The sequence below is a fragment of the Lachnospira sp. CLA-JM-H23 genome, assembly GCF_040096425.1.
Lineage (GTDB): Bacteria > Bacillota > Clostridia > Lachnospirales > Lachnospiraceae > Lachnospira > Lachnospira rogosae.
On record NZ_JBBMET010000001.1, the window covers coordinates 1 to 14,530 of the forward strand.

14 protein-coding genes and 1 riboswitch are annotated in these 14,530 nt (G+C 36.3%); of the genes, 13 read left to right on the forward strand and 1 reads right to left on the reverse strand.

Annotated elements, in window-relative coordinates:
- The first annotated feature begins 195 nt into the window (after positions 1 to 195).
- The 7 genes from thiS (at position 196) to WMO42_RS00035 (ending at position 6,107) form a co-directional block, all read left to right on the forward strand.
- Positions 196 to 402 (forward strand): sulfur carrier protein ThiS, encoded by a 207-nt coding sequence (gene thiS / locus WMO42_RS00005; RefSeq protein WP_116443582.1) that lies wholly within the window; start codon positions 196 to 198, stop codon positions 400 to 402.
- A gap of 73 nt (positions 403 to 475) precedes the next feature.
- On the forward strand, positions 476 to 1,249 hold the full coding sequence (locus WMO42_RS00010) for a thiazole synthase (protein ID WP_022501877.1): 774 nt from the start codon (positions 476 to 478) through the stop codon (positions 1,247 to 1,249).
- A gap of 32 nt (positions 1,250 to 1,281) precedes the next feature.
- Entirely contained in the window at positions 1,282 to 2,514 is a 1,233-nt protein-coding gene (gene thiH / locus WMO42_RS00015; protein ID WP_022501876.1) for a 2-iminoacetate synthase ThiH, read from the forward strand.
- Between the two features lie 24 nt (positions 2,515 to 2,538).
- Positions 2,539 to 3,105, forward strand: a complete 567-nt coding sequence (locus WMO42_RS00020; protein ID WP_022501875.1) for a thiamine phosphate synthase — start codon at positions 2,539 to 2,541, stop codon at positions 3,103 to 3,105.
- Between the two features lie 243 nt (positions 3,106 to 3,348).
- Complete coding sequence (locus WMO42_RS00025) at positions 3,349 to 3,744, forward strand: transcriptional repressor (protein ID WP_055175849.1); 396 nt, start codon at positions 3,349 to 3,351, stop codon at positions 3,742 to 3,744.
- Between the two features lie 119 nt (positions 3,745 to 3,863).
- Entirely contained in the window at positions 3,864 to 4,412 is a 549-nt protein-coding gene (locus tag WMO42_RS00030; RefSeq protein ID WP_055175846.1) for a rubredoxin-like domain-containing protein, read from the forward strand.
- 336 nt (positions 4,413 to 4,748) lie between these two features.
- The gene (locus tag WMO42_RS00035; protein WP_349191229.1) at positions 4,749 to 6,107 is read left to right on the forward strand and encodes a GGDEF domain-containing protein; all 1,359 of its coding nucleotides are present in this window, start codon (positions 4,749 to 4,751) and stop codon (positions 6,105 to 6,107) included.
- Positions 6,108 to 6,248: 141 nt separating this feature from the next.
- Here WMO42_RS00035 and WMO42_RS00040 read toward each other — a convergent pair whose 3' ends face one another.
- A complete protein-coding gene (locus WMO42_RS00040; protein WP_055306352.1) occupies positions 6,249 to 7,724 on the reverse strand; it encodes a PLP-dependent aminotransferase family protein in 1,476 nt (491 codons plus the stop codon).
- A 174-nt stretch (positions 7,725 to 7,898) separates the two neighbouring features.
- Here WMO42_RS00040 and WMO42_RS00045 point away from each other — a divergent pair, with 174 nt between their 5' ends.
- The 6 genes from WMO42_RS00045 (at position 7,899) to dtd (ending at position 14,221) form a co-directional block, all read left to right on the forward strand.
- A complete protein-coding gene (locus WMO42_RS00045; protein WP_349191230.1) occupies positions 7,899 to 8,786 on the forward strand; it encodes a DegV family protein in 888 nt (295 codons plus the stop codon).
- Between the two features lie 127 nt (positions 8,787 to 8,913).
- On the forward strand, positions 8,914 to 10,014 hold the full coding sequence (locus WMO42_RS00050; protein WP_318255728.1) for an aldo/keto reductase: 1,101 nt from the start codon (positions 8,914 to 8,916) through the stop codon (positions 10,012 to 10,014).
- Between the two features lie 122 nt (positions 10,015 to 10,136).
- Complete coding sequence (thrH, locus tag WMO42_RS00055) at positions 10,137 to 10,736, forward strand: bifunctional phosphoserine phosphatase/homoserine phosphotransferase ThrH (RefSeq protein ID WP_055175941.1); 600 nt, start codon at positions 10,137 to 10,139, stop codon at positions 10,734 to 10,736.
- 66 nt (positions 10,737 to 10,802) lie between these two features.
- Positions 10,803 to 12,188: a Trk system potassium transporter TrkA gene (trkA, locus tag WMO42_RS00060; protein ID WP_349191232.1), complete on the forward strand. Its 1,386-nt coding sequence runs from the start codon at positions 10,803 to 10,805 to the stop codon at positions 12,186 to 12,188.
- Positions 12,189 to 12,209: 21 nt separating this feature from the next.
- Positions 12,210 to 13,679, forward strand: a complete 1,470-nt coding sequence (locus tag WMO42_RS00065; protein ID WP_055306355.1) for a TrkH family potassium uptake protein — start codon at positions 12,210 to 12,212, stop codon at positions 13,677 to 13,679.
- 89 nt (positions 13,680 to 13,768) lie between these two features.
- Entirely contained in the window at positions 13,769 to 14,221 is a 453-nt protein-coding gene (gene dtd / locus WMO42_RS00070) for a D-aminoacyl-tRNA deacylase (RefSeq protein WP_055175825.1), read from the forward strand.
- A 103-nt stretch (positions 14,222 to 14,324) separates the two neighbouring features.
- Positions 14,325 to 14,439: riboswitch (FMN riboswitch) on the forward strand.
- The last annotated feature ends 91 nt before the right edge of the window (positions 14,440 to 14,530 follow it).

A 14,530-nucleotide genomic window follows, 5' to 3' on the forward strand; every position in this document is an offset into this window, starting at 1 on the left:
CCGACAAAGCTAATTCCCCCTCCCACGTCAGCGACCCGCAGACAGAGGAAGCAAAGCTTCCAAATGTCGTCCGACAAGGCTAATTCCCCCTCCCTCAGTCAGCAACTCCCAGACAGAGGAAGCAAGGCTTCCAAATGTCGTCCGTCCTCCAAAAAAAATTCACTCTCTCAATCCCCAAAGAAAGAAGGACCAGCAATGATAACAATAAAATTCAACGGCAAACCCACCCAAATCCCTACATCAACCCCAATCACCACCTTCCTCACCACCCACAACTACAACCCGATCCATGTAGTAGTCGAACTCAACGAGGTCATAATCCCGAAAGACTCCTACCCCACCACAACCCTGTCACCCGATGACACCTTAGAAATCCTGACATTTATGGGCGGCGGTCAATAACCTTCCGTTATTAACCCCACCCCACCCAACAACCCTTACCAATAAATAACCAAAAAGAAAAGAGGACAAAACAATGAACAACAACGACACATTCAAATTAGGAAAATACGAATTTACATCAAGATTTATCTTAGGCTCAGGAAAATATTCCCTTGAATTAATAGACGCCGCCGTAAAACAGGCAGAAGCACAGATAGTAACACTTGCACTAAGAAGAGCCAACGATGGCGGAATTGCCAATATTCTTGATTATATTCCAGAAAATGTAAAGCTTCTCCCTAACACATCAGGTGCAAGAAATGCAGAAGAAGCTGTAAGAATTGCAAGACTTTCAAGAGAATTATGCCACAGTGATATGGTTAAGATAGAAGTTATAAGAGATACTAAATATCTTCTTCCAGACAACTACGAAACAGCTAAAGCAACAGAGATACTTGCCAAAGAAGGCTTTGTAGTAATGCCATATATGTATCCAGACCTTAATGCAGCAAGAGATATGCAGAATGCAGGAGCTGCCTGTATTATGCCGCTTGCAGCACCAATTGGTTCTAACAGAGGTGTATGCACTAAAGATTTTATACAGATACTTATTGACGAAATTGACCTTCCAATTATTGTAGATGCAGGTATAGGTCGTCCATCACAGGCATGTGAAGTTATGGAAATGGGTGCAGCTGCGGTGATGGCTAATACAGCTATAGCGACAGCAGGAGATATTCCAGCGATGGCATCAGCATTTAAGAATGCAATAAATGCAGGACGTGAAGCTTATCTTTCAGGCCTTGGAAGAGTAAAGAAGGACGGTGCAAGTGCATCATCTCCATTAACGGGCTATATACACGAATAATAATGCAATAGATTACAGAAACGAGGATAATTATGAGCGACAGCAAAGATATGCACATCAATGAAAGTATATTGAGTGATGAAATAAGAGAAGATTTGAAGAAAAACAGAACTAACCATATGGAATATCTTCCAGATATGGAAGTACTTGAGTCAGATATACAGCAAAAAGTTATAGATGCTATGAACAATTATGACTACGATAAATATACAGCAAAGGATGTTCTTAATGCTATCAATAAAAGCAACAGGACACCAGAGGATTTTGCTGCTCTTTTATCACCAGCTGCACTTCCATATCTTGAACAGATGGCAGAGGCAGCCAAGGATGAGAAAGAAAGACATTTTGGTAATTCTATATGCTTTTTTACACCTATATATATTGCTAATTACTGCGAGAATTACTGTATATACTGTGGTTTTAACTGCCACAACAAGATTAAGAGAGCCAAACTTAATGCACAGGAAATAGAAGAAGAGATGGAAGCAATTGCAAGGTCAGGCTTGCAGGAGATACTTATTCTTACAGGTGAAAGTAAGAAAATGTCAAGTGTGGAATACATAGGAGAAGCCTGTAAAATAGCAAGAAAATATTTCAAGGTTGTTGGACTTGAAGTATATCCTATGAATTCAGATGAGTATGCTTATCTTCATAAATGTGGTGCTGACTATGTAACTGTATTTCAGGAAACCTACAATTCAGACAAATATGAGACACTTCATCTTGCAGGACATAAGAGAGTATTCCCATACAGGCTTAATGCACAGGAACGTGCATTAAAGGGAGGTATGAGAGGAGTTGGTTTTGCTGCACTTTTAGGACTTGATGATTTCAGAAAAGATGCTTTTGCTACAGGTATGCACGCATATTTATTACAGCGCAAATACCCACAGGCAGAGATAGCATTTTCTTGTCCAAGATTACGTCCAATAATCAATAATGACAGAATTAATCCTAAAGATGTACACGAAGCACAGTTATTGCAGGTTGTAACAGCATACAGATTATTTATGCCATTTGCCAGTATAACAGTATCTACAAGAGAGTGTGCACGTGTGCGTGATAATCTTATGAATATAGCGGCAACTAAAATATCAGCAGGTGTAAGTACGGGCATAGGAAGCCATTCAGAAGATATTGAAGAAAAAGACAGAGGCGATGAGCAGTTTGAAATATCAGACGGAAGAGATGTTAAGCAGGTATATGATGACCTTGTAAAAATCGGACTTCAGCCAGTTATGAGTGACTATATATACTGTGGCTGATTAAGATTAAGGAGATTAGGAATTATGCAGGACGTGATTGCAATTACTAACCGCAGGCTTTGTGACAGACCATTTTTAGAACAGATAGAAAGAGTATGCAAGCTTTATCCAGCAGCTGTTATTCTAAGAGAGAAGGATCTAAGTGATGCTGAATATGCTGCACTTGCTGCAGATGTGTATTCGGTCTGTAAGAAATATAACGTAAGACTGATATTGCATACTTATGTTGCAGTGGCAGAAAAGACTGGCATTAATGCTATACATTTGTCAATTGATAATCTAAGAAAATATCATAGTCAGCTTAAAGATAGTAATGTAGCTATAAAAGGTTGTTCAATCCATTCCGTTCAGGAAGCTGTCGAAGCGGCAGAACTTGGTGCTTCATACATTACGGCAGGACATATATATAGTACGGATTGTAAAAGAGGTGTTCCACCAAGAGGCCTGGAATTTCTGAAAGCAGTATGCGAAAATGTTAATATTCCAGTATATGCCATTGGTGGAATTAACATAGATGGCAGCCGCAGGCAGGAAGTACAAGAGTGTGGTGCAAAGGGAAGCTGTATTATGTCTGGAATGATGAAGGCATAAATAAAAACAAAGCTTGCATAATAATATTATAAAAATAATATAGTAAAAATAAGTTGACTTTTTGATAGAAAATGATACACTAATATTAGTAGTTGTTACTATTATTGGTGTATCATTTTTGATTTAAATCCAATAATGAGCGTGATTTATCAAATGGATATTATGTACATATAAAATATTAAACAAGTAACAGTATATAATGACAATATTAATTTAATGTAATTTGAATAGAGGAGTTACAATATGGCAACAGTAAAAAGAAGCAGACAAAGAGATGCAATCAGGAGCTTTTTGATGTCAAGAAAAGACCACCCTACGGCAGAGGTTGTGTATGATAATGTCAGTAAAGAGTTTCCTAACATAAGTCTTGGAACTGTATACAGAAATCTTACATTCCTTGTAGACAATGGAATGGCTATGAAAGTGCCGTGTAGTGATGGTTCGGTGCATTTTGACGGCAACGTGAACCCACACTACCATTTTCAATGTGTCAATTGTGGCAAAGTTATGGATTTGAACTTTGACTCACGGGAAGTTGAGAAGAATTTTAATGAAGCGGCGGCAAAGAATTTTGATGGTACAATCCGGGGAAATGTGACATTCTTCTATGGAGAATGTCCTGAGTGTATAGATAAGTAAAAATATTAATAGGAATTATTACTATTTTGCTTGACAAAGGAAATAAACAGTGTTATATTAAACTCACAAACAGTAATAATTACTATTTTTAATAAATTAAACAAGAAAAGGAGATTAAGATTATGAAGTATGTATGTACAGTATGCGGTTATGTTTATGAAGGAGAGTCACTTCCAGCAGATTATGTCTGTCCAGTATGTAAGGCACCAGCAGACAAGTTCTTAGCTCAGGGAGATGACAAGGTATGGGCTGCTGAGCACGTTGTAGGAGTTGCTAAGGGAGTAAGCGAAGATATTATTGAAGATTTAAGAGCTAACTTCAATGGTGAATGTTCAGAGGTTGGTATGTATCTTGCTATGGCTAGAGTTGCTCACAGAGAAGGTTATCCAGAAGTAGGTCTTTACTATGAAAAGGCAGCTTGGGAAGAAGCTGAACACGCAGCTAAGTTCGCAGAGCTTCTCGGTGAAGTTGTAACAGACAGCACTAAGAAGAACCTTGAGATGAGAGTAGAAGCTGAAAATGGAGCTACAGCAGGTAAGGTTGACCTTGCTAAGAGAGCTAAGGCTGCTAATCTTGATGCAATCCACGACACAGTTCATGAGATGGCTAGGGATGAGGCTAGACATGGTAAGGCCTTTGAAGGTCTTTTAAAGAGATACTTCGGTTAATCATAAGCTGGTATATGAGTAGTATACAGTATCAGAATTAATGGTACAGTTAATTGGATAGCTTATATTAATCAATAGATTAATAAGGTATTATTACTGCCGTCAGTATTACACTGGCGGCAGTTTTTATATAATAGGAAATTTAATGTTATAAAATTCTATAGTAAGTCCCATTAAAACATTAAATGCCAGCGTGACATTTTCTCCAATATGTGATATTGTATATTCAATTAAGAGTTTCGTAGAAAATGGTCGAATAATAATGAAGAATAAAAGCTTGTTTTTTGCAAGTTAAACAAGTGCTGTTGGTGTACAGTGCTGGAATGGAGAACTTCAATGGAGAATGATTTAGAGCTGGAAGACAGAATACTTACAATGCTGTCAACCCAATATGAGGGGATTTATCAGATTGATATTGATAATGATAGTGTTCTGTGTATTTATAATAGGGGTAATAAGTTTAAGAAAGACGGTAATGTAGAGTTAGAACAGTGGGTTCAGAGAATGGTTGACAGATGTCATTATGAGGACAGAGGCAGGCTGTTAGATTTAATATCAGTAGAGGCAGTTAAAGGCTTTGGCAGTAACGATGAATTTAAGAAAAAGCTTGATGTAAGACTTATGTATGATGGTAAATATAAGTGTATATTAGTGACACTTATGTATGATAAGACATTTAACCAGATAACAGTGACAGAACGTGATGTATCACACAGATATGAATATTATGAGATAATAAAGCGTAAAAATGCTGAACTTAGAAAGCTTTTGCAGACAACAGAGCAGTATAAAGACGCACTTATGTCAGAGTCAATTGTTATGTATCAGGTTAATTTTTCAAAAGATACAATAGAAAATGGCATATATCAGCGAAAGAATAATAAAATGTATAGCGCACTCGATACAGTAGGTATTAGTACATCTAGTTCTTATGATGAATATTGCAGAAGGTGGCAGAAAAGGGTTTCCAAGGATACAATTGAAGATTATTTAAAGCTTGCAACGTCAAAGAAGATTATTGAACTATTTAATAATGGTAATACTATTGTATCTATTGATTACAGGACAATGGATACACAGGATACGGAGATGTGGATTGATAAGTCTATATATCTGTCAAAGGACAAGCTTACAGATGATATTTTAGGAATTATAAGCTTAAGAAATGTTACAGAAAGATATAGACAGGAATATTTGAAACAACGTCTGGAAAAGCAGGCATCACTTGACCTGCTTACAGGTCTTTATAATCACGTTACTGGAGAATTGCTTATAAAGAGCAGGATTGATAACAGCGCCCATATGTATTCGGCATTTGTTATATTTGATATAGACTCGTTTAAATTAGTTAATGATACATATGGTCATTATTTTGGCGACTGTGTTATACAATATGTTGCCAAGAGATTAGCAGAATGTACAAGGGAAGATCAGGATATAGCGATAAGGTATGGAGGCGATGAGTTCGTTGTATATATTGAATATAAAGACAGCGATAATATCGAAGATATCGTGAAGAGAATATTTAATTATGTAACAGATGAGTACGATGGTTATAAGATAAGCGTAAGTATGGGAATAAGCTTATCTGTTAATTGTGGTTTGCATTATTATAATATGTACCAGTGTGCAGATAAAGCGTTATATGAAGCCAAGAACTCGGGACGTGGATGTTATAGGTTTTATTCTGAATAATAACAAGGTGTCACATAAAATGAATTATTTAATGTTAGTAAGGCAGTGAATAGTTCATTCGTGTGACACCATTATTTTTATAAGAGAATATTTATTATTATTAGATTTCTTCCACCAATATGTATTGCATTAAGTAATTATTTATAAGCATATTTCCTCAAGCAATTTTGCCGTAATAGCGACATCGTCCATAGATATTCCAGAGTAGTTGACAATTGCTATATGCGAATAATTATCAGGTGAATAGCTGTTTCCAGTTATATAGTCAGAAAGAAATGATATGAGAAGTCCTTTCTTGCTGGCTTTTTGCTTTAGCTGCTCATCAGTTAATTCTGTGTCGTATTTTAGGAGAAAATGCAGTCCCGAATTTTCCTCGTATATATTAATACGGTCTTTGATACTGCTTTTCATAAGCAGACCTATAAGATTATCCCTTATGTCACGGTAGTGATTGCGCATACGGTTAATGTGTTTATCAAGAAAGCCGTCTTCAATAAAATGTGCCAGAGTATATTGTTCAAAGTTAGATACTGTACAGGCATAGAAGCCAAGCTGCTGTTTGAAGCGTTCAAGGAGCGGCACAGGAAGAACCATATAACTAATTCTTATAGTTGAGGCAAGGCTTTTTGTAAATGTATTAAAATATATTACCTTGTCTGTGGCATCGATTGAAAAGAGTGATGGTATTGGCTTTCCCTGAAGTCGGAATTCACTGTCGTAGTCGTCCTCTATTATGTATCTGCCGTGCGAGTTGTTAGCCCATTGTAACAGACCATATCTTCTGCTTATAGATGTAACTATACCAGTAGGAAAATGGTGTGACGGAGATATCTGTATTATCTGGGAATTCGCAAGTCCAATGCTGTCAGGTATTACACCTTCATCATCCATATCAAGTGCGTTGACCTTGACACCTAATGAGCGGTATATATTTACGATTTTTCTGGAACTTGGATTTTCAAGTCCGTAGGCAAGGTCACGTCCAAGAAGCTGAACGATAAGCCCATATAAATATTCAGTTCCAGCACCAATAATAATCTGCTCAGGATTTACTGTAATTCCCCTGAATTCATATAGATGATGTGCAATGGCACGGCGCAGTTTCATAACGCCACCTGTGGGTGGAACATTGAGTGCATCATCGCCCTCATATGTAAGTACCTGACGCATAAGTTTTGCCCATACTGAAAATGGAAAATTATCTTTAGGGGTGTGGCTGTATACAAGGTTGACAGCTGCATTTTCCAGGGGAGCACCAGTATTTTCCAGGGAAGCACGAGCATTATTATTCACATTGTAAGGCTGGTTACTGCTTGAAATATTATTGAAAGCGGTATTCTTAAAAGAATGATTACCTGTGGTATTGTAATTATTATTAATCTCCGATACATAAAATCCCTTCTTAGGAAGTGAATATATGTAGCCTTCTGCAAGAAGCTGTCCGTAGGCATTTTCAACAGTTACGACGCTTATTCCGTGATTTTTGGCAAAATCTCTTTTGGAAGGGAGCTTTGTATCGGGTGTTAATTTGCCGGATATAATATCATCTTTAATACAGGTGTACAGGTATTCGTAAAGGCTTTTTTTGTTTCTATTATTAAAAGAATATGTAAGCATATATTTATCCTCGTTAAATAAGGCAGGTTTATGGTTACTGACCTTATAATTAATCAAATGTTTATTAAGAATAATAATATCAGATTAATTATAATAAATCAATGGACATAAGATATGATATATAATAAAATTACTGTGTATACAAATATTTATAATATGTATGGAGGCTTAGTTATGAGTGATTATATTATTTCGTGTTGTTCTACAGCAGATTTAACAGAGGAACATTTTAATAAGAGAGATATACATTACATATGCTTCCATTATGAGCTGGACGGAGCAGCTTATATGGATGATTTAGGGAAGACAATGAATTTGGATGATTTCTATAAGGCTATGTCAGAAGGTGCTGATACTAAGACATCACAGATAAATGTGGATGAATATGAGGCATATTTTGAAGAATTCTTAAAAGAAGGAAAAGATATACTTCATCTTACACTTTCATCAGGCATATCCGGAACAATTAATTCTGCTAATATAGCGGCGGAAACACTTAAAGAGAAATATCCAGACAGAAAGATATATGTAATTGATTCACTTGCGGCTTCATCCGGATACGGGCTGCTTATGGATAAGGTTGCTGATTTAAAAGATGAAGGTATGGGTATAGATGAGTTAAAGGACTGGGTTATTGAGAACAGATTAAAGGTTAATCACTGGTTCTTTACGACAGATCTTACATTTTTTATAAAAGGTGGAAGAGTGTCAAAGGTGTCAGGTTTCGTGGGTAATCTTCTTAATATATGCCCGCTGCTCAATGTTAATTTTGAGGGAAAGCTTATACCTAGAGAGAAAATCCGTACTAAGAAGAAGGTTATTGCAGCAACTGTTGATAAGATGGTTAATAATGCCGAAAATGGACTTGATTACGATGGAAAATGCTACATATCAATGTCAGCGTGCAGAAAAGATGCAGAAGCTGTTGCAAAGCTTATAGAGGAGAAATTCCCTAAGCTTAACGGCAGGGTGGAGATTAATAATATAGGTACAACAATAGGAAGCCACACAGGACCTGGAACAGTTGCATTATTCTTCTGGGGCAATAAGAGAGTTGACTAATATTGTGGTTGTATATACGGTTATTTATAGCAATAACAGCACAATAGAATTAAGTAAAATAAGAAAAGATAAATAGTATAAGAAAATAAAATATCAAAAGAGAATTAACAATCAGGAGAGAATTACAATGAATAGATTCGGATTTGGAGCGATGAGGCTTCCGTTAATCAATCCAGATGATAAACAGTCAATTGATATGGACGAGTTAAAGCGTATGGTTGATATATATATGGAAGCAGGATTTACATATTTTGATACTGCATTTCCGTATCACGACCAGATGTCAGAAACAGCGTTAAAGGAAGCTTTGGTTGACAGATATGACAGGGACAAGTATGTATTTGCCGATAAAATGCCTACAGTGCTTATAAAATCAGGTGAGGAGTATCCGTTATATTTTAATAAACAGCTTGAAAAGACAGGCGTTGGATATTTTGATTACTACCTTATGCACAATATGGGCAGGGACAGATATTATAATACGGACAAGTGGGGTGGATTTGAATTCGCTAAGAAGATGAAAGCCGAGGGTAAGATTAAGAATTTCGGATTCTCATTTCACGATGATGCACAGTTCCTTGATATGATATTAACCAATCACCCGGAAGTTGATTTTGTTCAGCTTCAGATTAATTATCTTGATTGGGAAAATGATATTATCCAGTCAAGGTTATGTTATGAAACAGCAAGAAGGCATAATAAGCCAATAGCTGTAATGGAGTCTGTTAAGGGCGGGACACTGGCGAATCTTCCAAAGGAAGCAGAGAATATTTTAAGGGAATATAACAAGGAAGCCTCGCCAGCTTCGTATGCTTTAAGGTTTGCAGCTAATCTTGATGGTGTGTTTATGGTGCTTAGTGGAATGAGCAATTGTGAGCAGGTGCTTGACAATACTAAGATTATGGCAAGACCTCAGCCGCTTAACGATAAGGAAAAGGAGCTTCTTAAAGAGGTTGTAGCAATAATTAACAAAAGAACAGCAATTCCTTGTACTTCCTGTGGATATTGTATGGAGGTATGTCCTAAGAATATTAATATTCCAGGACTGTTTGCACTTTATAATAATTATTGCATTAATGACAATTTTTCCAATATGTATTATCAGAGGCTTATATATAATAAGGGAAAGGCTTCAGACTGCATTAAATGTCACAGATGTGAGAAGAATTGTCCACAGCACATACATATACCGGACAATCTTGAGCTTATAGCAAAACTAGCCAAATAAAGCTTATATTGTAAGCTTATATGTTAAAAGGTGTTCACCAATTAAGATTATTGTGTTATAATCCAATCTTGATATTATTTAGAAAATGTGTATACTACACGGAAATGAGGGCAAATATGAGTATGAATATAGTATGTTTAGATCTTGAAGGAGTATTAGTTCCAGAAATCTGGATTGCATTTGCAAAGGAAAGCGGTATTCCAGAGCTTACAAGAACAACAAGAGACGAACCAGATTATGACAAGCTTATGAACTGGAGACTTGGAATTCTTAAGGAACACGGTCTTGGACTTAAAGAGATACAGGAAACTATTGCAAAGATAGATCCACTTCCAGGAGCTAAGGAATTCCTTGATAAGTTAAGAGAAACAACACAGGTTATTATTATTAGTGATACATTTACACAGTTTGCAGCACCTCTTATGAAGAAGCTCGGCTGGCCGACTATATTCTGTAATACTCTTGAAGTAGCTAAGGACGGAACAATTACAGGCTTTAAAATGCGTTGTGAACAGTCTAAGCTTTCAACAGTTAAAGCACTTCAGTCTGTTGGCTTTGAAACAATTGCCAGTGGTGACAGCCACAACGATTTAGGTATGATTCAGGCTAGTAAGGCAGGTTTCCTATTCAGAACAACTGACCAGATTAAGGCAGATTATCCACAGCTTGAAGCATTTGAAGAATATGATGACCTCTTTGAGGCAATAAAGAAGGCTTTATAATTAGAGAATGGAGATAAGTGCTTAGCCATGATGGGCGTACTTTGAAAAGGCACGAATGGAGATATTATGTTTGGATTAGGTAAGAAGGAAAATGGCTTAAAAATCATAATAGTAGGCTGTGGCAAGGTAGGTGCGAATCTTGTTGACCAGTTAAGTAAAGAAGGACATGATATAACTGTTATAGATAAGAAAGCAGAGAAGATACAGGATATTACCAATATCTATGATGTTATGGGACTTGTAGGTAACGGAGCAAGCTATTCAACACAGATGGAAGCTGGTATTGAAGAAACAGATCTTATTATTGCGGTTACAGATTCGGACGAGCTTAACCTTTTATGTTGTACAGTAGCCAAGAGAGTTGGCAAATGTGCAGCAATAGCAAGAGTCCGTACACCGGATTACAGTGAGGAAACAGGCTATTTAAGAGAGAAGTTAGGTCTTGCCCTTATAATAAATCCTGAGCTTGAAGCGGCAAGAGAGGTTGCACGTATATTATATCTTCCAACTGCACTTGAGGTTAATTCATTTGCACATGGACAGGCAGAGCTTGTCAAATTCAAAGTACCAGAGGGTAATCTTCTGAATGGCCTTAGCTTAGCTTATCTTGGTAAGAATATTACTAATGATATTCTTATATGTGCAGTTGAAAGAAACGGAGAAGTATATATGCCTAACGGTGATTTCGTGCTTCAGTCAGGCGATGTAGTTTCATTTGTTTCAGAACGTCATATTGCAAGAGATTTTCTTAAGCAGATAGGCTTAGCAACCAGGCAGGTTAAGGATACTATGATTATAGGTGCAAGCAAGGCAGCATATTATCTTGCTAAAGAACTTCTTAATATGGGCATCTCAGTAAAGATTATTGAAAAGGAAAAAGAGAACTGTGAAAGCTTAAGTGTTAAGCTTCCTAAAGCTATAATTATTAATGGTGACGGCACAGACCCGGATATATTGAAGGAAGAAGGCATAGAAACAGTTCAGTCATTCATTCCACTTACAGGAATAGATGAAGAAAATATTATGCTGACACTTTATGCAAAGCAGGTATCAAAGGCTAAGGTTGTAACTAAGATTAACAGGGTTAATTATAAGCAGGTTATTAATAATCTTGATCTTGGAAGCCTTGTATATCCTAAATATATTACATCAGAAGCAATTATTGCATATGTAAGAGCCAAGAAGAATTCAATGGGCAGTAATATAGAGACTCTTTATCATATGTTTGATTCAAGGGTTGAGGCAATTGAATTCATTGTTGAGGAGAATTCAAAGGTATCTGGAGTACCTATTAAGGATCTGAAGTTAAAGAAAGATGTCCTTATCTCATTTATCAACCACAATGGACATATTATCATTCCTACAGGTAATGATGAGATTGAAGACGGCGATACAGTAATGATAGTAACTAAGAATACAGGATTTACAGGTATTGATGATATTGTAAGATAGGTGTAAGCAGGTAAAATAGATATGAATAGAACAATGATTATATACATTCTGGGTTGCATACTTAAAACAGAGGGAGTGCTTATGGCACTTCCTTGTCTTGTTGCACTTATATATCACGAAAGTCAGGGAATTGCGTATGTAATTGTAGCAGTATTAAGTCTTATTGCAGGTATGCTTCTGACAATAAGGAAGCCTAAAGATTATATTATATATCTTAAAGAGGGCTGTATAGCGACATCTTTAAGCTGGATACTTATGGGAATTGTAGGTTCATTTCCATTTATGATAACTGGAGAGATTCCATCGTTTATTGATGCTTTATTTGAAACAGTTTCAGGTTTTACAACGACTGGTGCTAGTATATTAAGTGACGTTGAGAGCCTGTCACATTGCAGTATTATGTGGAGAAGCTTTACACACTGGATAGGTGGTATGGGTGTTCTTGTATTTATTATTGCGATTGTGCCACTCAGTGGTGGTTCTAATATTAATCTTATGAGGGCAGAAAGTCCGGGACCATCAGTTGGTAAGCTTGTACCTAAGGTAAGACATACAGCAAGAATACTTTATATTATATATTTTGGACTTACATTACTGGAATTCATAATACTTGTTATGGCTAAGATGCCGGTGTTTGATGCGGTTAATACATCATTTGCAACAGCTGGTACAGGTGGTTTTGGTATTAAAAATGACAGTATAGGCAGTTATTCTGTGGCTATACAGTGGATTGTCACGATATTTATGATACTGTTTGGTGTGAACTTTAATGCTTACTATCTGCTGTTCTTTGGAAGTATTAAGAAAGCACTTAGTATGGAAGAAGTAAGGGTATATTTTGGAATAATATTAGCAGCAATTACAGCTATCACAATTAATATTTATTCTATGTGTTCTGGTGTATGGGATGCAATTACCAAGTCGGCATTTCAGGTTGGTTCAATTATAACGACAACAGGATTTTCAACGACAGACTTTAACTTGTGGCCACAGACATCAAAAACAATACTTGTATTGCTTATGTTTGTTGGTGCATGTGCGGGAAGTACAGGCGGTGGTATTAAGGTTTCAAGATTTGTAATACTTATTAAGACAATTATTAAAGAGCTTAACTCTTATATCCACCCTAGAAGCGTAAAGAAGATTAAGGTTGAAGGAAAACCGGTTGAACACGAGGTTATACGTTCTGTAAATGTGTATATGATAACATTTATATTAACATTTGTTGTATCAGTATTCCTTGTTTCATTAGAAGGAAAAGATCTGACAACTAACTTTACAGCGGTAGCGGCTACAATTAATAACATTGGACCAGGTCTTGAACTTGCAGGTCCAACACATAACTTTGGACATTTCGGCATATTAAGTAAGATAGTTATCATATTTGATATGCTTGCAGGACGACTTGAATTATTTCCAATGTTATTATTATTTCATCCAGTGGTAATAAAGGAAATGTTAGCGGATAAGAGAAAGTACAGAGTTAAATAGAACAGATCGTATAGTTAAGCGGATGTTTAGCAAATATAAAAATAATATTTTAGAAATACGGTTAAGTACTGTTAAAATGGAGAGATATAATGAAATTCGTTATACAAAGAGTTAATTCAGCAAGTGTAAAAGTTGATGGTAATGTTATAGGAAGTATAGGCAAAGGTTATCTTATACTGTTTGGTGCAGGCGAAGGTGACACAGAGGATATGCTTGTGCCATTTGCTGATAAAATATGCAAAATGAGAATATTCGCAGATGAGAATGGAAAGACTAATCTCTCAATTAATGATGTAGGTGGAGAAATGCTTATTGTCAGTCAGTTCACATTATATGCAGATTGCAGGAAAGGCAACAGACCAAGCTTTGTACACGCCTGTGAGCCAGATCTTGCCAATGAGTTATACGAGAAATTCGTAGCACTGTGCAGGGAAAGAGTTGCGAAGGTAGAAACGGGTGAATTCGGTGCGGATATGAAAGTGAGTCTTGAAAATGACGGACCATTCACTATTGTGTTAGACAGCAGAGATTTTAAATTATAAAATATAAGCTGTAAAATTAATGTTATAAATTAAATGTTGTAAATTAATGTTCAAAAGACTATTGAATTATTAGTTCTATTGTGCTATTTTATAAAAGAATTAAATAATACTTCAGGGCAGGGTGTCATTCCCTACCGGCGGTAAAGCCCGCGAGCATTATGCACGAACTGGTGGAATTCCAGTGCCGACAGTTACAGTCTGGATGGAAGAAGTAAAGTTGATATATTTAATTAGATAATCGTTGTTAAGCATATATTAAGATAATGTATTATGATAATAATATTATTAAGCTATTATAACTGTATTAGC

Coding starts and splice junctions, on each gene's coding strand:
- thiS (WP_116443582.1), top strand. CDS start 196: ATGATAACAATAAAATTCAACGGCAAACCCACCCAAATCCCTACATCA.
- WMO42_RS00010 (WP_022501877.1), top strand. CDS start 476: ATGAACAACAACGACACATTCAAATTAGGAAAATACGAATTTACATCA.
- thiH (WP_022501876.1), top strand. CDS start 1,282: ATGAGCGACAGCAAAGATATGCACATCAATGAAAGTATATTGAGTGAT.
- WMO42_RS00020 (WP_022501875.1), top strand. CDS start 2,539: ATGCAGGACGTGATTGCAATTACTAACCGCAGGCTTTGTGACAGACCA.
- WMO42_RS00025 (WP_055175849.1), top strand. CDS start 3,349: ATGGCAACAGTAAAAAGAAGCAGACAAAGAGATGCAATCAGGAGCTTT.
- WMO42_RS00035 (WP_349191229.1), top strand. CDS start 4,749: ATGGAGAATGATTTAGAGCTGGAAGACAGAATACTTACAATGCTGTCA.
- WMO42_RS00040 (WP_055306352.1), bottom strand. CDS start 7,724: ATGCTTACATATTCTTTTAATAATAGAAACAAAAAAAGCCTTTACGAA.
- WMO42_RS00045 (WP_349191230.1), top strand. CDS start 7,899: ATGAGTGATTATATTATTTCGTGTTGTTCTACAGCAGATTTAACAGAG.
- WMO42_RS00050 (WP_318255728.1), top strand. CDS start 8,914: ATGAATAGATTCGGATTTGGAGCGATGAGGCTTCCGTTAATCAATCCA.
- thrH (WP_055175941.1), top strand. CDS start 10,137: ATGAATATAGTATGTTTAGATCTTGAAGGAGTATTAGTTCCAGAAATC.
- trkA (WP_349191232.1), top strand. CDS start 10,803: ATGTTTGGATTAGGTAAGAAGGAAAATGGCTTAAAAATCATAATAGTA.
- WMO42_RS00065 (WP_055306355.1), top strand. CDS start 12,210: ATGAATAGAACAATGATTATATACATTCTGGGTTGCATACTTAAAACA.
- dtd (WP_055175825.1), top strand. CDS start 13,769: ATGAAATTCGTTATACAAAGAGTTAATTCAGCAAGTGTAAAAGTTGAT.